The sequence below is a fragment of the Metabacillus sp. KUDC1714 genome (assembly GCF_014217835.1).
In the GTDB taxonomy this organism is placed as follows: Bacteria; Bacillota; Bacilli; order Bacillales; family Bacillaceae; genus Metabacillus; species Metabacillus rhizosphaerae.
Map to the genome: position 1 here is coordinate 3,635,525 of NZ_CP055263.1, position 19,952 is coordinate 3,655,476.

The 19,952-nt window shown below is 38.1% G+C and carries 20 protein-coding genes; all 20 read left to right on the top strand.

The window, feature by feature from the left end; translation table 11 throughout:
* Positions 1-187 precede the first annotated feature (187 nt).
* Positions 188-1,864, top strand: coding sequence for a urocanate hydratase (gene hutU, locus HUW50_RS16690; protein WP_185653056.1), 1,677 nt, complete (start codon positions 188-190; stop codon positions 1,862-1,864).
* The gene (hutI, locus tag HUW50_RS16695; RefSeq protein WP_066325352.1) at positions 1,864-3,120 is read left to right on the top strand and encodes an imidazolonepropionase; all 1,257 of its coding nucleotides are present in this window, start codon (positions 1,864-1,866) and stop codon (positions 3,118-3,120) included. Before hutU ends, hutI begins: the two co-directional genes overlap by 1 nt.
* Before the next feature lie 3 nt (positions 3,121-3,123).
* Entirely contained in the window at positions 3,124-4,101 is a 978-nt protein-coding gene (locus HUW50_RS16700) for an agmatinase family protein (RefSeq protein WP_066325354.1), read from the top strand.
* Between the two features lie 32 nt (positions 4,102-4,133).
* Positions 4,134-5,471, top strand: coding sequence for a YjiH family protein (locus HUW50_RS16705; RefSeq protein WP_083964435.1), 1,338 nt, complete (start codon positions 4,134-4,136; stop codon positions 5,469-5,471).
* Between the two features lie 118 nt (positions 5,472-5,589).
* Positions 5,590-6,888, top strand: a complete 1,299-nt coding sequence (locus HUW50_RS16710; protein WP_066325356.1) for a Glu/Leu/Phe/Val family dehydrogenase — start codon at positions 5,590-5,592, stop codon at positions 6,886-6,888.
* Between the two features lie 42 nt (positions 6,889-6,930).
* Complete coding sequence (locus HUW50_RS16715) at positions 6,931-7,083, top strand: hypothetical protein (RefSeq protein ID WP_185653057.1); 153 nt, start codon at positions 6,931-6,933, stop codon at positions 7,081-7,083.
* Positions 7,084-7,430: 347 nt separating this feature from the next.
* The gene (locus tag HUW50_RS16720; protein ID WP_232328952.1) at positions 7,431-8,513 is read left to right on the top strand and encodes a LuxE/PaaK family acyltransferase; all 1,083 of its coding nucleotides are present in this window, start codon (positions 7,431-7,433) and stop codon (positions 8,511-8,513) included.
* The gene (locus HUW50_RS16725; RefSeq protein WP_066325362.1) at positions 8,510-9,961 is read left to right on the top strand and encodes an acyl-CoA reductase; all 1,452 of its coding nucleotides are present in this window, start codon (positions 8,510-8,512) and stop codon (positions 9,959-9,961) included. The genes HUW50_RS16720 and HUW50_RS16725 overlap by 4 nt, the downstream gene beginning before the upstream one ends.
* Before the next feature lie 11 nt (positions 9,962-9,972).
* Positions 9,973-10,719 carry an ABC transporter ATP-binding protein gene (locus HUW50_RS16730; RefSeq protein ID WP_066325371.1) on the top strand — a complete coding sequence of 249 codons (747 nt, stop codon included), beginning with the start codon at positions 9,973-9,975 and terminating at the stop codon, positions 10,717-10,719.
* Positions 10,716-11,471: an ABC transporter permease gene (locus HUW50_RS16735; RefSeq protein ID WP_185653058.1), complete on the top strand. Its 756-nt coding sequence runs from the start codon at positions 10,716-10,718 to the stop codon at positions 11,469-11,471. Before HUW50_RS16730 ends, HUW50_RS16735 begins: the two co-directional genes overlap by 4 nt.
* Positions 11,468-12,487 (top strand): ABC transporter substrate-binding protein, encoded by a 1,020-nt coding sequence (locus HUW50_RS16740; protein WP_066325379.1) that lies wholly within the window; start codon positions 11,468-11,470, stop codon positions 12,485-12,487. The genes HUW50_RS16735 and HUW50_RS16740 overlap by 4 nt, the downstream gene beginning before the upstream one ends.
* A gap of 14 nt (positions 12,488-12,501) precedes the next feature.
* Positions 12,502-13,269, top strand: a complete 768-nt coding sequence (locus HUW50_RS16745) for an SDR family oxidoreductase (protein ID WP_066325381.1) — start codon at positions 12,502-12,504, stop codon at positions 13,267-13,269.
* A 25-nt stretch (positions 13,270-13,294) separates the two neighbouring features.
* The gene (thiM, locus tag HUW50_RS16750) at positions 13,295-14,101 is read left to right on the top strand and encodes a hydroxyethylthiazole kinase (RefSeq protein WP_066325389.1); all 807 of its coding nucleotides are present in this window, start codon (positions 13,295-13,297) and stop codon (positions 14,099-14,101) included.
* Between the two features lie 22 nt (positions 14,102-14,123).
* Positions 14,124-14,939: a bifunctional hydroxymethylpyrimidine kinase/phosphomethylpyrimidine kinase gene (thiD, locus tag HUW50_RS16755; protein WP_066325390.1), complete on the top strand. Its 816-nt coding sequence runs from the start codon at positions 14,124-14,126 to the stop codon at positions 14,937-14,939.
* Positions 14,940-14,953: 14 nt separating this feature from the next.
* Positions 14,954-15,613, top strand: coding sequence for a thiamine phosphate synthase (gene thiE / locus HUW50_RS16760; RefSeq protein ID WP_157094277.1), 660 nt, complete (start codon positions 14,954-14,956; stop codon positions 15,611-15,613).
* A gap of 225 nt (positions 15,614-15,838) precedes the next feature.
* Entirely contained in the window at positions 15,839-16,594 is a 756-nt protein-coding gene (locus tag HUW50_RS16765) for an APH(3') family aminoglycoside O-phosphotransferase (protein ID WP_185653059.1), read from the top strand.
* Between the two features lie 64 nt (positions 16,595-16,658).
* Positions 16,659-17,339, top strand: coding sequence for a GNAT family N-acetyltransferase (locus HUW50_RS16770; RefSeq protein ID WP_066325397.1), 681 nt, complete (start codon positions 16,659-16,661; stop codon positions 17,337-17,339).
* Between the two features lie 159 nt (positions 17,340-17,498).
* Entirely contained in the window at positions 17,499-18,368 is an 870-nt protein-coding gene (locus HUW50_RS16775; RefSeq protein WP_066325401.1) for a cation diffusion facilitator family transporter, read from the top strand.
* A gap of 413 nt (positions 18,369-18,781) precedes the next feature.
* Positions 18,782-19,027: a hypothetical protein gene (locus tag HUW50_RS16780; RefSeq protein ID WP_066325405.1), complete on the top strand. Its 246-nt coding sequence runs from the start codon at positions 18,782-18,784 to the stop codon at positions 19,025-19,027.
* A gap of 230 nt (positions 19,028-19,257) precedes the next feature.
* Complete coding sequence (locus HUW50_RS16785) at positions 19,258-19,758, top strand: GNAT family N-acetyltransferase (protein ID WP_066325407.1); 501 nt, start codon at positions 19,258-19,260, stop codon at positions 19,756-19,758.
* Positions 19,759-19,952: the final 194 nt, after the last annotated feature.

Here is a 19,952-nt window from a genome sequence, read left to right on the forward strand (position 1 = left end):
TTTCTAAACGTTTGTGGTTTAAGACCTATATTAATATTAAGAGTAATAGAAAGAGAATTGAGATCATTTATAAAAAATAAAAAGAATAAATGTAAGTTGAGATAAATTATAAAAAAATCATCAATTTATAATATTTTTCTTAAATTTTCATTATAAAATGAAGATAACACAACTAGGAGGGGAAAAAATGAAAGCGATAACAAATGGTAAAATTACTCAATATAAAGGAACTGAATTAAATACGAAAGGCTGGCAACAAGAAGCTGTACTTCGTATGTTGATGAATAATCTTGACCCGGATGTTGCTGAAAAACCAGATGAGCTTGTTGTCTACGGTGGAATTGGCAAAGCAGCACGTAATTGGGAATCATTTGATGCAATTGTAAAATCACTTAAAGAACTAGAAAATGATGAAACCTTACTTGTGCAATCAGGAAAACCAGTTGTTATTTTTAAAACACATAAAGATGCCCCGCGTGTTTTACTTGCAAATTCTAATCTTGTACCAGCTTATGCGAATTGGGAGACCTTCCATGAACTCGATAAAAAAGGATTGATGATGTATGGACAAATGACAGCAGGCAGTTGGATTTATATTGGTTCCCAAGGAATTGTTCAAGGTACGTATGAAACATTTGCAGAGCTAGCGAAACAGCATTTCAACGGGACACTAAGAAATACGATTACTGTAACAGCAGGTCTTGGAGGAATGGGTGGTGCACAGCCACTTGCTGTAACAATGAATGGCGGTGTATGTATCGGAATTGAAGTTGATGAGTCAAGAATTGATCGTCGAATTGAAACACGTTACACCGATGTAAAAGCTTATACACTTGAAGAAGCCATTCAGTTGGCTGAAGAAGCGAAATTTGCTGGGAAAGCATTATCAATTGGTTTGTTAGGTAACGCGTCAGAACTTCTTCCTGAGATGATTGCAAGAAACTTTATCCCTGACGCATTAACAGATCAAACATCTGCACATGATCCACTGAATGGATATGTTCCATTAGGGATGTCGCTTGAAGAGGCAGCAAATTTACGAAAATCAAATCCAGAAGAGTATGTGAAACTTTCAAAAGCATCCATGGCAAAGCATGTTGAAGCAATGCTTGTGATGATGGAAAAAGGAGCAATCACATTTGATTATGGTAATAACATTCGTCAGGTTGCAAAAGATGAAGGCATAGAAAATGCATTCGATTTTCCTGGCTTTGTACCCGCCTATATACGCCCGCAATTTTGCGAAGGAAAAGGACCATTCAGATGGGTAGCATTATCTGGAGATCCAGAAGATATTTATAAAACAGACGAGGCAATATTACGTGAATTTAGTGATAATGAACATTTGTGTAATTGGATCCGTATGGCACAGGAAAAAATACAATTTCAAGGGCTACCTTCTCGTATTTGCTGGCTTGGCTATGGAGAACGTGCTCGTTTTGGAAAAATCATCAATGACATGGTTGCAAATGGTGAATTAAAAGCTCCGATTGTGATTGGGCGTGATCATTTAGATTCAGGCTCTGTTGCATCACCTAATCGTGAGACAGAAGCAATGATCGATGGATCAGATGCAGTGTCAGACTGGCCGATTCTAAATGCAATGGTAAATGCTGTTGGTGGAGCAACATGGGTATCAGTTCACCACGGTGGTGGAGTAGGAATGGGTTACTCACAACATGCTGGTATGGTTATTGTTGCAGATGGTACAGAAGAAGCGGCCTCACGTATAGAACGAGTCTTAACAACAGATCCAGGTATGGGTGTTGTTCGTCACGCTGATGCAGGATATGAACTAGCTAAGAAAACAGCACGTGAAAAAGGAATCAACATGCCAATGCTTGATAAAGGGGCTGATCAGTAATGTCAAAACCGATCTGGATTAAGCATGCAGCTCAATTAGCTACTTTAGCTTCTGAAGGAAAAGGTCCGCGTTCCAAAGAAGCGATGTCTGAGCTTGGTTTAATTGAAGATGGTAGCATATGGATTGAAGAAGGGATGATAAAAGCTGTTGGTACGACAAATGAGCTTGAAGAACGTTATGCAGATAGAGTTAATGAAGCGGAAGTTGTAGATGCTACAGACCATTTAGTTACTCCAGGACTCGTGGATCCTCATACACATGTTGTGTATGGGGGAAGTCGTGAACGTGAATTTGAAATGCGACTTGAAGGTGCAAGCTATATGGATATTATGAACGCGGGTGGAGGGATTCATGCAACCACCCGCATGACAAGAGAAGCATTAGAAGAAGAGTTAATTGAACAAACCACTCTCCGTCTCGATTCGTTTCTTGCACATGGTGTAACAACAGTGGAAGGAAAAAGCGGTTATGGTATGAACCTGGAAACTGAGCTAAAACAGTTGCGAGTAATGAAAAAATTACAGGAACAACATGCAATTGATCTCGTTCCTACATTTATGGGTGCACATGCGGTTCCAGCAGAATATAAGGGACGAGAGGATGAATTTGTCGATCAATTGATAAATGAAATGCTACCTGTAGTAGCTGAGGAAAAACTGGCTGAATTTAATGATGTTTTTTGTGAAAAAGGTGTGTTTACCCCTGAACAAACTGAACGAATATTAGATGCAGGAAAAAGGTTTGGATTGATCCCGAAAATCCATGCAGATGAAATTGAGTCATATGGTGGAGCAGAATTGGCTGCAAAGATTGGTTCAATTTCTGCTGAACATTTATTAAAGGCTTCAGATGCAGGAATTAAAGCAATGGCGAAAGCTGGAACAATCGCTTGTTTACTTCCAGCAACAGCGCTTTATTTACGTGAAGAAGCAGCGGCAGGTAGAAAAATGATTGATGAGGGTGTAGCTGTGGCCATTTCAACAGACTGTAATCCTGGTTCTTCGCCAACAACATCTATGCCACTCGTGATGAATTTAGCATGTATCTCAATGCGGCTCACACCTGCTGAAGCTTTAACAGCAGCAACTTATAATGCAGCCTGTGCAATTAACCGCGAGGAAAAGGTGGGGTCGCTTGAAGTTGGAAAACAAGCAGATATCGTTCTATGGAATGTGAAAAATTATCAGGAATTACAATATTTATTCGGCGTAAACCATGTTAAAGCAGTATGGAAAAAAGGTGTAAAGGTGGTGTAGGCTGTGAGTGAACATTTTCTTCAAGTACCTGAATGGTCTTGGAATCATCCTGTTGAAGATGAACCAGCATATGTCCATCATTGGGTTAAACCGCTTCATGAAATGGAACAACCACCGGATTTAATTCTTTATGGAGCACCGATTTCCCGGTCCTCAATCAGTGTATCTGGAGCTTCTTTATACCCATCAGAATTTCGGAGAATGTGGAAAGGATTCGCCACATATAACTTGGACGAAGATATTGATTTAAGTACGTTTCAAGTAGGTGATGCAGGAGATGTGGCAATGCATACGACCGATATCCTTTTATCACATCAACGCATTCAGAAAACAACTGCCTATCTTGCTACACACTATCCTACTACTCGAACATGTATGATTGGCGGCGACCATTCAACGACAGCTTGTGCTGTCCGTGGGATAAAAGAAGTCTTTGTCGGGGAAAAGATTGGGGTCTTACAGCTAGATACACATCTTGATGTGAGGGATCCGAAAGAATTAGGACCAGCAAATGGAACACCAATCCGTCAATTAATCGATGGCAATATCGTAAAGGGAGAAAATGTCATCAATATTGGATTGCATGGTTATTACAACGCAAAGCCTTTAATCAATTATGCAAATGAACATAGCATTCAAATGGTCACATTAAAGCAGGCTCGTAAGCTGGGTCTAATTGAAACGATTAAAGGGGCGCTTAAGCAGTTATCAGAAAAAGTTGATCGCATTTACGTGACAGTCGACATGGATGTTCTAGATATTTCTGTTGCACCTGGTGTTCCAGCATCCACTCCAGGTGGAATGTCGGCAATTGAACTTTTTGATAGTTTACTAGAAATCGGCAAGCATCCTTCGGTTCAGCATATTGATTTTGTTTGCCTCGACCCGAGCAGAGATTCAGCAGTATCTGAAACAGTTAAGATTGGGGTATATGCATGGCTGCAATTTATTACGGGCTGCATAAACCAGATTAGAATATAAACATAATTCAGCATAGAGAGGAAGGAACTGGGATGGAGTTAAATCAACAGCCGAGACAGAAACCAACAGTTGAGAAAAAGTTGGGAACACCTCAAATGTGGAAATTTTTTGTCTATAGCTTTATTGGTGCTTTCATTTTCTTTGTACCAGTCACAATTGATGAGAAAAGCTCAATTATGCTTGATCATATTGTCACATATATTCAGTCGCACACTTCACCCTTTTTGCCGTATTATGCGTTACTTGTCATTGCAGCAGGTGCTATTTATCCGTTTTTGACTGGAATATGGAAAAGGTCAACTGTTAATCTTATTTTCTCAATTTTTAAGATGCTTGGTTTATTTGTTGGTATAATGCTTGTATTTAACTTTGGACCAGCTTGGCTTTTTGATCCTAACATGGGACCGTTTTTATTTGATAAACTTGTTATTCCTGTAGGATTGCTCGTCCCAATTGGAGCTGTTTTCCTTGCGCTTTTAGTTGGATACGGTTTACTTGAATTTATCGGTGTGTTGACACAGACAGTTATGCGACCGATATGGAAGACTCCAGGTCGTTCTGCGATTGATGCAGTAGCTTCTTTTGTTGGTAGTTATTCGATTGGACTTCTTATTACCAATCGAATATATAAGGAAGGGAAATATAGTGCAAAAGAAGCTGCGATCATTGCAACAGGTTTCTCAACGGTTTCAGCTACATTTATGGTTATCGTCGCAAAAACACTAGGCTTAATGGAAATCTGGAATATGTATTTTTGGTTGACACTTATTGTCACTTTCACAGTAACTGCAATCACGGTACGAATATGGCCATTATCTAAAATGAAAGATGAGTACTATGAAGGATCAACTCCACAGCCGGAAATAAAGGTAAGCAGCAATCTCCTTGCAGCAGCTTGGAATGAGGCAAAGGAAACAGTCGCTAGTTCTCCTCGCTTACTAGATAATATTTGGATGAATATGAAAGATGGATTACAGATGGCTATGGCGATTCTTCCATCGATTTTATCGATTGGACTACTTGGATTGGTCCTTGCAGAATATACACCTGTTTTTGATTGGATTGGCTATATTTTCTATCCATTTACTGCTTTACTTCAATTACCAGAACCAATGCTTGTAGCAAAAGCAAGTGCCCTTAGTATTGCTGAAATGTTCTTGCCGGCTTTATTGGTAACTGAGTCTGTTCTTATCGTAAAATTTGTGATTGCTGTTGTTTCGGTTTCAGCGATTATCTTTTTCTCAGCACTTGTACCATGTATTGTTTCGACAGAGATTCCTATTTCGATACCCAAGTTGATCATTATTTGGATTGAACGTGTAATTCTTACACTTATCATCGTAACACCACTTGCATTTATCTTGTTCTAGTAAGGGAAGAAAAGATTTAAGGGCTTCCTTTAAGGGATCGCCCCTTCCCTTTTATATAGGTTACAAAAATATTCAAGGATTTTCTCATTAAATTACATATACATAAGAGGTGTATTGCATGAAAGCGCCAGCCCCTGTAAATCGTCATCACACTGAAAAACCAGAGCATAAGCAAAGTGAATCCCTGGATCTATTATGTTCAACACAATCAATCATAAAAGCTGCAGTAAAAAGGTTAGGGTATACCGAGGAGATGTATGAATTATTAAAAGAACCACTTAGAGTGATCACGGTGCGTATTCCTGTACGCATGGATGACGGTTCAATTAAAATTTTTACAGGTTACCGTTCTCAGCATAATGATTCAGTAGGCCCAACAAAAGGCGGTGTTCGTTTCCATCCAGAAGTCAATGAAGAGGAGGTAAAAGCATTATCGATTTGGATGAGTCTAAAGTGTGGGATTACAAATCTTCCTTATGGCGGTGGAAAGGGTGGGATTATCTGTGACCCAAGGAATATGTCGTTTGGCGAACTTGAGAGGTTAAGTCGTGGATATGTTCGTGCAATTAGCCAAATAGTTGGCCCGACTAAAGATATTCCGGCACCAGATGTATATACAAACTCGCAAATTATGGCATGGATGATGGATGAGTATAGTCGCCTTCGTGAATTTGATTCCCCAGGCTTTATTACTGGAAAGCCGCTTGTGTTAGGTGGCTCACAAGGTCGTGAGACAGCAACTGCTCGTGGTGTAACAATCTGCATTGAAGAGGCAGTCAAGAAAAAGGGAATTAGCTTACAAGGAGCACGCATTATTGTTCAAGGCTTTGGAAATGCAGGAAGCTTCTTGGCAAAATTCATGTATGATGCTGGAGCGAAAGTAATTGGTATTTCAGATGCAAATGGTGCTCTTTATGATTTAGATGGACTTGATATTCCTTATTTACTTGATCGTCGTGATAGTTTTGGGACAGTGACGAATTTGTTCTCTGATGTTATCACGAATCAGGAATTACTAGAAAAGGAATGTGACATTCTTGTCCCTGCTGCTATCTCTAATCAGATTACGGCACAAAATGCAGATCGTATAAAAGCAAAGATCGTAGTGGAAGCAGCAAATGGACCCACAACCCTAGAAGCAACAAAAATTTTAGATAGTAAAGAAGTTCTCCTTGTACCTGATATCCTAGCAAGTGCGGGTGGTGTAACTGTCTCTTACTTTGAATGGGTTCAAAATAATCAAGGATATTATTGGTCAGAGGAAGAGGTTTCAAGGAAACTTCGAAAAGTAATGGTTGATTCATTTGATGCGATTTATTCTATGTCACAGTCGCATAAAGTTGATATGCGATTAGCAGCATATATGGTAGGCATAAGAAAACACGCTGAAGCTTCACATTATCGGGGATGGGTATAGAAAACCATCTCTCTAATTTTCTACTAAATGGAGGGGATCTTCTTGTGGATCATCACTACTCATTCAAAGAACAACATTAAAATGTATGAATTTGACACTGAAATGGAAGCAAAAGAAATATTTAAGAGAATGCCAGGTAGTAAAATCCTTACTGAAGTCATTTATTTTAATGATAGGTTAATTGTTGGTCTGTAAAAAAGGAAAATAAATTCTTTTTTATAGAAATGAAGTAATTCTTTAAACCTTATCGTGTTAAGTATTTTCATATCCCTTGTTTTTTCCTTCTAGTTTAAGTAAACTACCTGTAAATTCAATTTTTTTCGGGGGCTGGTGGAAACTGGCTGAGATTGTAACTATTCCGTTACTGACCGTGATAACCTGTTGGATAATGCCAGCGTAGGGAATGTGATTAGGGAAACTAAGAGCACTTTGCGTAGCATAAGCAGAGTGTTCTTTTTTGTTTACATACGCTAAAATTTTAGAACTTTTGCTTTAACCGTTTAGTCAACAAAGAAATTTTCAAATGAGAGGGACTGAGTAAATTGACACACGAAATCGTTGATAGCGTACTTCAATTTCTAAAGAATGAATCCACTTCTGATATAGCTTTTAATGATCAGGCATTGCGTCTATTCAATTACCAATATAAACATAATCTACCATTTCAAATGTATTGTCGCCAAAAAGGGAAAACACCAAGAATGGTCAAAACGTGGAAGGATATTCCTGCAGTACCGATCAATGCGTTTAAAGATTTAACCTTAAGTTGTGAAGACCCAGAAAAAGCTGAAGATATTTTTATGACAAGTGGAACAACAAAGGGAGTTAGGGGGAAGCATTTCCATCCAACGCTACAGGTTTATGACAACTCAATGCTTATTAATTTTAATGCGCGATTCATGAATGGATATGAGAGCATAAGAACGGGAATTCTCTTTCCGACTGAAGCTGAGATGTCTAATTCTTCGTTGTCTCATTACTTAGCATTAGCTTTTAAACACTACGGGACCAGTGAAAGTCGTTATTTTGTTAATAATGAGGGATTACAGGTTGAACAGTTGTTAGCAGAACTGAGAGAAGTTGAAGAGCTTGGTGAACCATATGCGCTATTAGGGGCAACCTTTAGCTTTGTTCATTTATTTGAAGAATTACAAACTCGGGGAAAATCTTTCAACTTACCAAAAGGAAGCAGAATTTTGGATACGGGTGGTTTTAAAAATAAGTCAAAGGAACTTGAATTAGGAGCATTTTATACACAACTATCAACATTATTAGGTGTTGAAAAGTCAAATTGTATCAATATGTATGGAATGACAGAACTAAGTACTCAATTCTACGATTCTGGTAATGAAGTAGTTCCATCTTTAAAGTCAGGTCCACATTGGATTAGAACTAGGGTTGTGAATCCATTGACTGGGGGAGAGGTTGCAAAAGGAGAACGCGGCGTTCTTGTACATTGTGATTTAGCGAATTTTAATTCTGTGACAACGATTTTAACTGAGGATTTGGGAATTGAGAAAGAGGCTGGTTTCCTATTATTAGGCAGGGTGCAGGGAGCAGAAGCGAAGGGTTGCTCGATCGCTGTTGATGAATTTATACGAGCTGCAAAAGGGTCTTCATTATGATGGAAATAGCAGGCTATCTTCCAGCAATTGAAGGTGAGGAGTTTGCATTTAAAACCTTAACATTTGAAGCGAAAGATGAAAAGCTGGCTGTTCAGGTCCCTGTTCTGACAAAAGAACAAATGGATAAAATTACTGAGAGAATAAAAATAGCTAGCGCAAATGTATTAAAATCACTTACCATTACTGAAATTGTTCAAGTGATAGATCGTGTGATTGAACAACTTCTTGATAGGACAAATCCGTATCGTCAAAAGGCAGAACAGCTTTTGCCTATTATTACAGGCTATGATGAAGAGTTGGTTAGACTAGGATTAACTGCTTATTTAAAAACATTTCGCAAGCAAAATCTACAGCGATTTCTCGTAGAAGATTTCGGGAATCCTTTGCTTATTGACGATTTTCAACCGAGATCTAAAAGGGGATATTCGAAAGCAATTGGTCCGAACCTAATCGTTCAAATATGGGCGGGAAATGTACCAGCTCTACCTTTATGGAGTCTGATTTCTAGTCTTCTAGTTAAATCAGGATCAATTGGAAAGGTACCGAGTGCTGAACCACTATTCGCAGGTTGGTTTGCCAAAATGATAGTAGACGTTGAACCGAAATTGGCTGATTGTATGGCGGTGGTCTGGTGGAAGGGCGGGGACGAAGAAAAGGAGAGACATCTGTTTCAACAGGCAGATGTTGTACTTGCTTATGGTGGAAATGAATCCTTAGATTCTATTAAGAGTCGAGTTCCTATAACAACCCGTTTCTTGCCATTCGGACATAAAATTAGTTTCGGGATTGTTTCAAAGATGAGTCTGGACTCTCGTAAATCATGGAAAACGATCCATCATGCCGCATATGATGTGATTCGCTATGATCAGCAGGGCTGTTATTCCCCACATGTCTTTTATGTGCAAAAGGGTGGGAATGTTTCTCCAAGGGAGTTTGCTAGATTGTTGGCACATGAGTTGGAGGGCTTTGAAAAAAGATATCCTCGTCGGGCTCTATCTGTCGAAGAAGGAGCGAGTATGGCTGAGTGGAGACAAAGTGAAGAGCTTAGTATGTATATAAATCGTGAAAAGGAAGTCTTAGGTGAAGTAAGTGGTGCATGGACAGTTGTGTATGCGGATAAGGAAGGAGAGCTTGTACCTAGTTGTTTAAATAGAGTGATCAAAGTGACCGAAATAAACGAGCTTACTGAGGTTATTCCATATATAGATACGCATAGAGCTTATTTACAAACAGTGGGTATAGCTAGTACCCCAAATGAACTTTTTGCTCTTTCTGATTTATTGGGGAAAGCAGGTGTAACACGCATTACAGGGTTAGGTTCTATGACTTCACCTGAGGCGGGATGGCATCATGATGGTCGTTGTAATTTACTGGATCTTGTCAATATGGTTGATATTGAACATAGTGCAGAAGAGTATGCAGAAAGTCTCGCTTCTTATGTAGATTAGGGGATGACAAGATGAGTTTTTTGGTTATAGACGGAGTGACATATAGCTACGAGAATAAAAAACAGATTATCAAAGATACTACTTGGAAAATAAAAGAAGGAGAATTTCATAGCTTATTAGGTAGAAGTGGCTGTGGGAAGACAACCTTATTAAAAATTGCTTCAGGACTTTTGCAACCCGACCAAGGAGCAGTATTTTTACAAGGTGAGAAAGTATTTAAGCCATCCCCTGAGGTTGGGTTTGTTTTCCAAGCCCCTACTTTATTGGAGTGGAAGACAGTCATTGACAATGTCCTCTTGCCTATTTCACTTAAAAGAAAGCCAACGATAGAGGAATGTGAAAGAGCAAGCTCTATATTAAAAATAATGAAGCTTGATGATTACCACACACACTATCCAACAGAGCTTTCGGGTGGGCAGCAAAGTAGGGTTGCGATAGCACGTGCTCTTATTAAAAATCCATCCATGTTATTTTTGGACGAGCCCTTTGCTGCACTTGACGCGATGACAAGAGAGGAACTACAGGACGATCTGTTAACTCTTTGTCAAAACCATATGATAACCGTGCTGTTTATTACACACGATATTTCAGAAGCGGTTTACTTATCTGATCATGTTGCAGTAATGATAGATGGCCAAATTGCTTATGATCTCAAGGTGACATTACCAAAGACACGTAAGGGTGAGAATAGATATAGTTCAACCTTTAACGCACTTTGTTTAACTGTACGAAATGTTATGAATGGAGGAATGACATGAAGAGCTATCGTTTTTATTCATTTCTCCTATTCCTTTGTTTGATCATTGGTTGGGAGTTTGCGGCAAGCTCGATGTCAGAGTTAGTTTTACCAGCGCCTTCCGTTGTTCTTGTTGTCCTATGGGAAGGATTAACAACTGGGTATTTATTGCCACATATCTATCGAACAACTCTGGAAGTCTGTCTCGGCCTATTTTTCGGAACTGCTTTAGGTCTTCTAACAGGTATTTTAATGGGGGAAGTTGACTTTTTACGTCGGATTCTACTCCCATATGTTATCGCGACTCAAGCTGTTCCGAAGTTAGCCCTGGCACCATTGTTTATTTTATGGTTTGGATTCGGGATGACATCAAAGGTTGTGATTACAGCACTTATTTGTTTTTTTCCCTTACTTGAAAATACGATTACGTCTATTCAACAGACAGAATCAAACAAGAAAGAGTTGTTTCGTGTATTAGACGCAACGCGATGGCAAACATTGATCCATCTTAAAATCCCAGCCGGTTTGCCAGGGATTATGGCAGGATTTCGTGTCGCAGTTGTATTAGCTATTGTCGGGGCAGTGGTTGGTGAATTTATTGGTGGGAGTGAAGGGTTAGGAGCGATGATTGTTGCTTCTCAAGGAATGATGGATACGCCACTTATGTTTGCTGTACTTATCTTACTTACTGCTCTAGGAATGATTCTATATGAGTTCGTGAACATAATAGAAAAATGGTTTTTAAGACCATATACAAAGGAGAAAAAAAGATGAGATTTAGACTAGTTTGTATGGTTGTTTTAATAGGCTTACTTACATTATTAACTGCATGTAATCAAGATTCAACTTTAAAAAAAGAAACACCACCAAAAGAAAAAACAAACGAGAATATTCGTGTGGCTAGCTGGAGTCAACCGATTACTGAACAAACTAACCTATTAGTTGATGAAGAGAAACATTTTTTCGAGGAACAAGGGCTAAATATGACATTTATTCCAGGTGCTGGTGGAGGGGATGCGATAAAAAATATCCTTTCTAGGAAAGCCGATATTGCCTTTACAGATCCTGGTTCGCTTTTCTTTGCTTTAGACAAAGGCGAAAAACTGAGAGTAATCTACAATATTTATCCGCAAAACGTCTTTAATATCGTGTCATTAAAAGAAAAAAACATCACAAAACCAGAAGACTTAAAAGGGAAAACCATCGGAGTATATAGTCTCTCGAGTGGTACAAGGCAAAATCTACTGGTACTGTTACACGAAGCTGGCTTAACCGAAGAGGATGTTAAAATTGTTGAAACAGGTCTGTTGAATTTTGCGCCATTAATGCAAGGCCAAGTCGATGCAACAGCTGCTACAGACACAGGTCTTTATACTGGTAAACAAAAGGGCCTTGGAGATGTAAATGTGATGGAGGTAAAAGATTACTTGAATTTTCCAAGTGATGTATTTGTTGTGACTGAGGAGACATATCAGGAGAAAAAAGAGCTTTTGCAAAAGTTTTTAATAGGATATAAGAATAGTGCTGAATGGATGATAGAAAACCCAAATGAAGCAGCAACACTGGCTGTTAAACATGCAATTGATGGTAAGGCCGAAGAAAATAATTTAGAGATCATTAAAATCCGAAAAGCATCAAGCGTCTCTCCGACAACAGATGAAAGAGGCCTTGGTGCTTTTGATCGTGATGTCCTTCAAGAAGCGGCAGATGCGTATCAAAGATTAGGCTTGATTGAGAATAAACTAGATATTGAAGGGATTGTAAGTGAAGAACTTCTTCCAAAGAAATAATGGGGTGAGATCAAATGAAGTTTGAAAGCAAAGTAATCCTTGTTACTGGGTCAAGTCGTGGGATTGGTGCTTCCCTTGCCCGTGGATTTGCCAGAGAAGGAGGTACGGTTGTTGTAAACTATTTGCAAAATAAAACAGCTGCTGAGGATGTTGTTTCTTCATGTATTGATCTTGGCGGAGATTCCTGGGCAATCCAAGCCGATGTCACGTCAGAGCAAGCTGTTATTGAGATGGTAGATGAAATCATCCTAGAAACTGGGAAAATTGATGTGGTCGTAAACAATGCGTTTAAACCATTTGTGTTTGATCCAGATCAACGTAAGTTGGCGTGGCAATTAACTTGGGAGGATTATCAAGGACAGATCAATGGAGCAGTTCGCTCTACCCATAACGTTTGTCAAGCTGTTATACCTGGAATGAAAAAACAAAGCCAAGGGAGCATAATCAATATGGTAAGTAATTTAGTAGAAAGACCAATTATTCCATATCCAGAGTATACAACAGCGAAATCAGCTCTAGTAGGTTATAGTAAAAATTTAGCAGCAGAACTAGGGTCCTTCGGAATTCGCGTGAATTGTGTTGCTCCAGGCCTCGTTTATCCGACTGATGCAAGCCGCTATACGAAGGAAGAAGTAAAAGAAATGATTATCTCTCAAACTCCGTTAAGACGACTAGCATCTCCAAGTGATATAGAAGGACCTGTCTTATTTTTAGCATCAAAATGGAGCAAGTTTATGACAGGCCAGACGCTTTATGTAGATGGCGGACTTGTCATGAAGTGAAAAAATAATGGAAGGATGAAAAGAAATGAGTAATGAGCAAATCGTGAATACATTGGAAAAAGTGAGACAGCAAAATCCGCTTGTCCATAATATAACGAATGTAGTGGTAACAAACTTTACTGCAAACGGTCTTTTAGCATTAGGAGCATCACCTGTAATGGCATATGCAAAGGAAGAAGTTGCAGATATGGCAAAGATTGCAGGGGCACTCGTTTTGAATATTGGTACATTAACACAGGCAGAAATTGAGGCAATGCTGATCGCAGGAAAATCGGCAAATGAGCATAACGTACCGGTCATTTTCGATCCTGTTGGTGCAGGTGCGACACCTTTTCGAACAGAAACAGCACGACGTATTGTAGGGGAACTATCAATTTCAATCCTTAGAGGAAATGCCGCAGAAATCGCTAATGTCATTGGTGAAGAATGGACTATTAAGGGCGTGGATGCTGGAGAAGGAACGGGGAATACGATTGAATTAGCACAAACAGCTGCAAGTAAGCTAAATATTACAGTTATTATTACCGGGAAGGATGATGTGGTTACAGATGGGCAAAACACATATATCGTTCACAATGGCCACTCCATTTTAACTAAAGTAACTGGAACTGGGTGTTTACTAAGTTCCGTAATCGGTGCCTTTGCAGCTGTAGAAAAAGACTCACTACATGCATCTGTTGCAGCTCTTACAACGTATGGTGTTGCTGCTGAGATTGCTGCAAATCAAATAGAAGAAGCAGGTCCGGGGAGCTTTCAAATTGAATTTTTAAATCAATTATCCAACGTTTCTTCTGAAGATATAAGGGAGCTTGGCAAGATCACTCAACTGTAATAGAAATGAGGAGAGAATGAAAATGGCGATTAATAAGGCACTAACAATTGCGGGTTCAGATAGTGGTGGAGGTGCTGGAATCCAAGCTGATTTGAAAACCTTTCAAGAATTAAATGTGTTTGGAATGTCGGTAATTACTGCTGTTACTGCACAAAATACGCTTGGTGTTCATGGCGTATATCCTCTATCTGTCGAAGCGGTCATAAATCAAATAGAAGCAATCGGAACAGATCTTGGAACCAATGCAGTAAAAACAGGAATGCTGTTTAGTAGTGAAATTATAGAGGCAGTCTCAAATTGTATAAAAAAATTCAAATGGGAAAATGTTATTGTTGATCCCGTTATGATTGCAAAGGGTGGAGCATCATTACTTCAAAATGAAGCAGTAACCGCGTTGAAAAAACATCTGTTACCGCTTGCTATGGTGATTACACCTAACATTCCCGAAGCTGAAGTGTTAGCAGATATGAGTATTCATACATTGGATGATCGAATGGAAGCTGCAAAAAGGCTTCATCAGCTAGGTACTAAATATGTCATCATTAAAGGCGGACATGGTGAAGAGGAAGAATTAATAGACCTTTTATATAACGGTGAAGAGTTTTCCTATTTTACAGGTAAACGAATAACTACGAAAAATACACATGGAACAGGATGTACGTTTGCAGCAGCTGTTACCGCAGAGATCGCAAAAGGAAACTCAGTTCAAGGTGCGGTTGAAATAGCTAAAAGCTTTATCCAGGCTGCAATTGAATATGATTTAGAACTTGGAAATGGTCATGGTCCAACAAATCACTGGGCGTATCAAAAGCGAGAACACTCCACGATTCGTCAGTAAAGGAGAGAATGTTTTTGACTAGAATTGCAAAAAAAGATATGCGTGATTTGCTTCGATTATATTTTATAATGGGCAGTAATAATTGCCAATCGGACCCTAAACACGTGCTAGAACAAGCAATCAAAGGTGGAATTTCGTTATTCCAGTTTAGAGAAAAAGGAAACGCTGCTTTTTCTGGTGAAGAAAAGTACCACTTTGCCAAGGAATTACAAAGCATTTGCAAAAAACATATGATTCCATTCATAGTTAACGATGATGTGGAGTTAGCCTTAGCACTTAATGCAGATGGTGTTCATATCGGTCAAGATGATGAATCAGCAGAAGCAGTCAGACGAAAGATTGGGGACAAAATTCTTGGGGTTTCTACTCATAATCTGTTAGAAGTTGAAAAAGCAATTGCCGAAGGAGCAGATTATGTAGGAATTGGTCCTATCTATTCCACGGAAACAAAAGTGGATGCGAAAGCTGCTCAAGGTACGAAGCTAATTCTAGAGGTTCGAAACAAGGGTATAAATGTTCCTATCGTTGGGATTGGTGGGATTACCTCAGAAAATGCAGCTCCTGTAATGAAAAGTGGGGGTAACGGTGTATCAGTCATTACAACGATTAGTCTTTCAGCAGACCCAGCAAAAAGTGCTAGAGAACTGAAAGAATTAATTGACTCACTAGGTTAAATATTAATAAAACGAAGACAGCATAACTTTAATTAGTGATGCTGTTTTTTTATGGAGGAATATTGAGTATTGTAGTAGAAAGGTTTATACCATAAATTTATCATAGTTAAAAGTGACGAATTTAATAAAGACTCTGACAACTATCCTTAAAAATTGAACTGTCTTTTATCGTTGCAACGTAAAATAGTATAGAGAAAGTAGTGAACAAAGATGATGCATCTTCCAATGACATTAACGAAATTAGTTAATGGCTACACATGGGAGCAGATAACGATCGGGCTCTCTGAATCGAAAACCTTCCTTTTGAAAACCAATAACCACAATCAATATTTAAAGATACAATCGATCAAGACAATTGAAAATCTACAAGATGAAAAGAATCGCTTAGAGTGGTTACAGGGGAAGCTCCCTGTACCAAAGGTTCTTCATTATGAAAAAGATGAAGAAAATGAATACCTATTACTTTCAGAAATAAAAGGAAAAGATGCCTCCAACCAATTCTATGAAAACAACTTACCGCAGTTAATGAAATTGTTGGCTATAGGTGTGAAAATGATGCATGGGATAAGCATCAAAGACTGCCCTTTTAATGAGAAATTAGAGAAAAAAGTAGAAGAAGCGAGGCGGAGAGTTAAGAATGGGCTTGTGGATGAAGAAGATTTTGATGAGAAAAGAAGTGGTAAAACAGCCAAGCAACTTTTTCAGGACCTTATCATAAAGAAACCTGTAAATGAGGAATTGGTCTTTACTCATGGCGACTATTGTCTTCCAAATATCATAATGGACAATGATAAAGTCAGTGGCTTTATTGATATGGGGCGAGCTGGAGTTGCTGATAGACATCAGGACTTGGCTTTGGCAATAAGAAGTATAAGGTATAATTTTGGCGAAGAGATGGTTCCTTTTTTTCTAAATGAGTATGGTTATGAAGCTGATGAGACAAAAATCGAATATTATCAACTTTTAGATGAGTTTTATTGACTAAGAGTAAATTTGGTTCCATTCAATCTATATCTGCATCGAGCTATAGGGGGTGTAAGGTAACATGTTTTCAGATCTAGAACTAATGGAAATTCAGGCCGAGGTTTTATTTCAATATGATATATCTGGACGTATGGAACAAATAAATGATCCTCTAAAAATGAATGCTCCCTTATTCTTTCTTGGACGAACAAAAGATGGAAATGTTACAAAATTTCATTCAGCTCTATCTAATACGAAAATAGACGAGATAAAAAAAGTTATTGCTAAAGATTCAACAAATGTTAACTTGTCTAAGCTAATCACAATACTCAAGAGCAGTACTCAATCTATAAGAAACTTATGGATTGGCCCTGCATATGTTTTTCCAGACAACATCAATAGACCTTCTAGTGCTATAAGAATGACCAAGGAGAACAGACATTTACTTTTGGAAGGTTTCCCAACTATTTTTGAACAACTAGAGTGGAGACAACCATGCTTTGGCATAATAGAAGATGGGTTTGTTGTTTCAGTATGTTGTAGTGCGAGGAGAAGTTCATCAGCTGCAGAGGCAAGTGTGGAAACGATGGAAGAATTTCGAGGTAGAGGCTATGGTGTTCAAACTGCAATAGCATGGGCAAATGCATTGCAAGAGGAGGGGATTATTCCTTTGTATAGCACATCCTGGGACAATTTTTCTTCACAGACAATTGCAGGGAAATTAAAACTATATTCATATGGGGTAGACTTCCATATAAGCTAGAGAACAAAATCTACGAGAGAGATAAAAATAGTTTGCCTGGTGAAACTTTTTTGCACAAACATTACTAGTATAGAATAGTGAAACAAGATTGCTCTAGACCCACACGATTGTTACTTGTTATTATGTTCAAGTAATTGAAAAGTGGAGGCTCAAACATAAATGGAAGAACAAAAATATAACGATTTAAAATTGGGTGAACGAGGGGTAATGATTAGTATCATTGCTTACATTTGTTTATCCTCGTTGAAATTAATTGTCGGATACTCAGCAAATTCAGAAGCCCTAAAAGCCGATGGTTTAAATAATGCCACAGATATCATTGCCTCGGTAGCAGTTTTAATTGGACTTAAGGTATCACAAAAACCAGCTGATAAGGATCATCCTTATGGTCATTGGAAGGCAGAAACGGTTGCTTCAATGGTCGCATCGTTCATCATGATTGTCGTAGGAATTCAAGTATTGTATGGAGCAATTTTATCTGTTTTTGCGAACGAGCATGAAGCTCCGGATTTAATTTCTGCATGGACAGGGATTTTTTGTGCAATCGTTATGTTTTTGGTTTATCGATATAACAAAAATTTAAGTAGAAAGATCAATAGCCAAGGATTAATGGCTGCTGCAAAAGATAATCTTTCAGATGCGTTGGTAAGTATTGGAACAGTTATTGGGATAATTGGTTCACAATTCGCACTTCCTTGGCTAGACCCTTTAACAGCTGTAATCGTGGGATTACTTATTTGTAAAACAGCATTGGATATTTTTCGTGATGCCTCTCATCATTTAACGGACGGTTATGATACAGATAAGATTCAGTCATATAAGGATACTGTTCTTTCTCAATATGGTGTTAAGGGTGTAAAAGATATTAAGGCGAGGAACTATGGGAATAATTCTGTCGTTGACATTGTCATCCTTGTGAACTCAAATCTAGGGATTCGCGATGCACATGATATTTCAACAAAAGTTGAAGAAGTCCTAAAAACCAAACATGGTGTTTATGACGTACATGTCCATGTTGAGCCTAATTAATTGGATATTGAAACAAAACATGAAATTCTAAAAAATAGTGAGCTAGACTGGACCCTAGTGCGTCTACCGTTTGTAGTTGAAGGACCATAGACAGGATACATAAAGGAAAATACTAGAGACGTGCCAAGTACCAAAATAATGAATGCTGACATTGCGCATTTTCTCATCCAGCAAATTCATGATAACAAGTATCTGTTGAAAACCCCTTTTATTGCGAATTAAGGAAACAGTTTAAATGGCAAGGGTAAAGTAAAAACTTTAGAGTTTCTTTATGAGGAAAAGGTTTAAGGAAACAATTAATAGGGTTATGTAGTGTCAATTTAGATGTTGCCTTAGAATAGAAAATTGAATATGGAGCACGATAATTATGGGGCAATTCTGTACCCGATTATAATTATTGGAGGCTAATCCTTATGGATCAAAATCAGCAACAGAAATTCCAACAAGCGCAACAAGATGTTCAAAAGGCTCATCAACAGCTTCAAACGGAAAATCAACAATTACTACATGCTCAGCAGCAGGTCCAAACAGAAATTCATCAACTAAAACAAGCTCAACAAAAAGCTGAGCAAGAGCAACTCGACGTTCTAAATGCACAACAAAAACTCCAACAAGCACAAGCTACGGCAATGATCTATCAAAACAATCCACAACAATAAAATAAGAGCAGACAAAATGAGCTATCATTATTACATGTGGCTCATTTTTTTATTTTGAAACTTCTGTCCAAACTATTTTCCTTTTATTTTTTTACTGTTGTCATAACATCTACTATTATTACAATACCGTAACTTTACATATTTATAACAAGCATTTACTATAAATTGGTAAAGGTAGGGAGAACAATACAATAATTAGTAAGTTTAAACTAAACGAAAGGAGCAAAAATATGGTATTGAAAATAGAAGAAATTAAAGTAATCGACAAAGAAATTGATGAGCTTTCGGAATTATTGAAGCTTGTAGTGGATGATGGTGCATCGATTGGTTTTTTACCACCAATGAAACTTAACAAGGCAATAAATTATTGGCGGACTGTATTAAAGCCGGATGTGATTTTATTTGTAGCAAGAATAAACAATCAATTGGCAGGTAGTGTTCAATTACATTTAGATACAAAGGAAAATGGAAGGCATCGAGCTGAAATTGGCAAACTTATGACCGATCCTCAGTTTAGACGAAATGGAATCGGTCGTTCACTAATGCAAAAGGCTGAGGACAGAGCAAAACTTGAAAATAGAAGTTTAATTGTTTTGGACACAAGAGAAGGAGATCCATCTAATAATCTATATCAGTCACTTAATTATATTGAAGCTGGAAAAATTCCATACTATGCTAAATCGGAAAATGGGGAATTCCATACTACTGTTTTTTATTATAAAAAGATCTAAGCGTTAAAGCTATATTTCATTTTAAATAATAGATTGAAGGACACAATCAAAAATTTTGATAGTGTTCTTTTTTTTAGGCCCTGATAAGGCTAATTTATTTACTTTTAATAGCTAATCGTTTACCCTATTTATCGTATATTTTCATTCTGATCAGAACTGATATTTAGAAATAATTTATCTTATATATGAATATA

What these genes read in the sequence shown, in the direction of transcription:
- hutU (WP_185653056.1), top strand. Translation starts at nt 188, where the DNA reads ATGAAAGCGATAACAAATGGTAAAATTACTCAATATAAAGGAACTGAA.
- hutI (WP_066325352.1), top strand. Translation starts at nt 1,864, where the DNA reads ATGTCAAAACCGATCTGGATTAAGCATGCAGCTCAATTAGCTACTTTA.
- HUW50_RS16705 (WP_083964435.1), top strand. Translation starts at nt 4,134, where the DNA reads ATGGAGTTAAATCAACAGCCGAGACAGAAACCAACAGTTGAGAAAAAG.
- HUW50_RS16710 (WP_066325356.1), top strand. Translation starts at nt 5,590, where the DNA reads ATGAAAGCGCCAGCCCCTGTAAATCGTCATCACACTGAAAAACCAGAG.
- HUW50_RS16725 (WP_066325362.1), top strand. Translation starts at nt 8,510, where the DNA reads ATGATGGAAATAGCAGGCTATCTTCCAGCAATTGAAGGTGAGGAGTTT.
- HUW50_RS16730 (WP_066325371.1), top strand. Translation starts at nt 9,973, where the DNA reads ATGAGTTTTTTGGTTATAGACGGAGTGACATATAGCTACGAGAATAAA.
- HUW50_RS16735 (WP_185653058.1), top strand. Translation starts at nt 10,716, where the DNA reads ATGAAGAGCTATCGTTTTTATTCATTTCTCCTATTCCTTTGTTTGATC.
- HUW50_RS16740 (WP_066325379.1), top strand. Translation starts at nt 11,468, where the DNA reads ATGAGATTTAGACTAGTTTGTATGGTTGTTTTAATAGGCTTACTTACA.
- HUW50_RS16745 (WP_066325381.1), top strand. Translation starts at nt 12,502, where the DNA reads ATGAAGTTTGAAAGCAAAGTAATCCTTGTTACTGGGTCAAGTCGTGGG.
- thiM (WP_066325389.1), top strand. Translation starts at nt 13,295, where the DNA reads ATGAGTAATGAGCAAATCGTGAATACATTGGAAAAAGTGAGACAGCAA.
- thiD (WP_066325390.1), top strand. Translation starts at nt 14,124, where the DNA reads ATGGCGATTAATAAGGCACTAACAATTGCGGGTTCAGATAGTGGTGGA.
- HUW50_RS16765 (WP_185653059.1), top strand. Translation starts at nt 15,839, where the DNA reads ATGACATTAACGAAATTAGTTAATGGCTACACATGGGAGCAGATAACG.
- HUW50_RS16770 (WP_066325397.1), top strand. Translation starts at nt 16,659, where the DNA reads ATGTTTTCAGATCTAGAACTAATGGAAATTCAGGCCGAGGTTTTATTT.
- HUW50_RS16775 (WP_066325401.1), top strand. Translation starts at nt 17,499, where the DNA reads ATGGAAGAACAAAAATATAACGATTTAAAATTGGGTGAACGAGGGGTA.
- HUW50_RS16780 (WP_066325405.1), top strand. Translation starts at nt 18,782, where the DNA reads ATGGATCAAAATCAGCAACAGAAATTCCAACAAGCGCAACAAGATGTT.
- HUW50_RS16785 (WP_066325407.1), top strand. Translation starts at nt 19,258, where the DNA reads ATGGTATTGAAAATAGAAGAAATTAAAGTAATCGACAAAGAAATTGAT.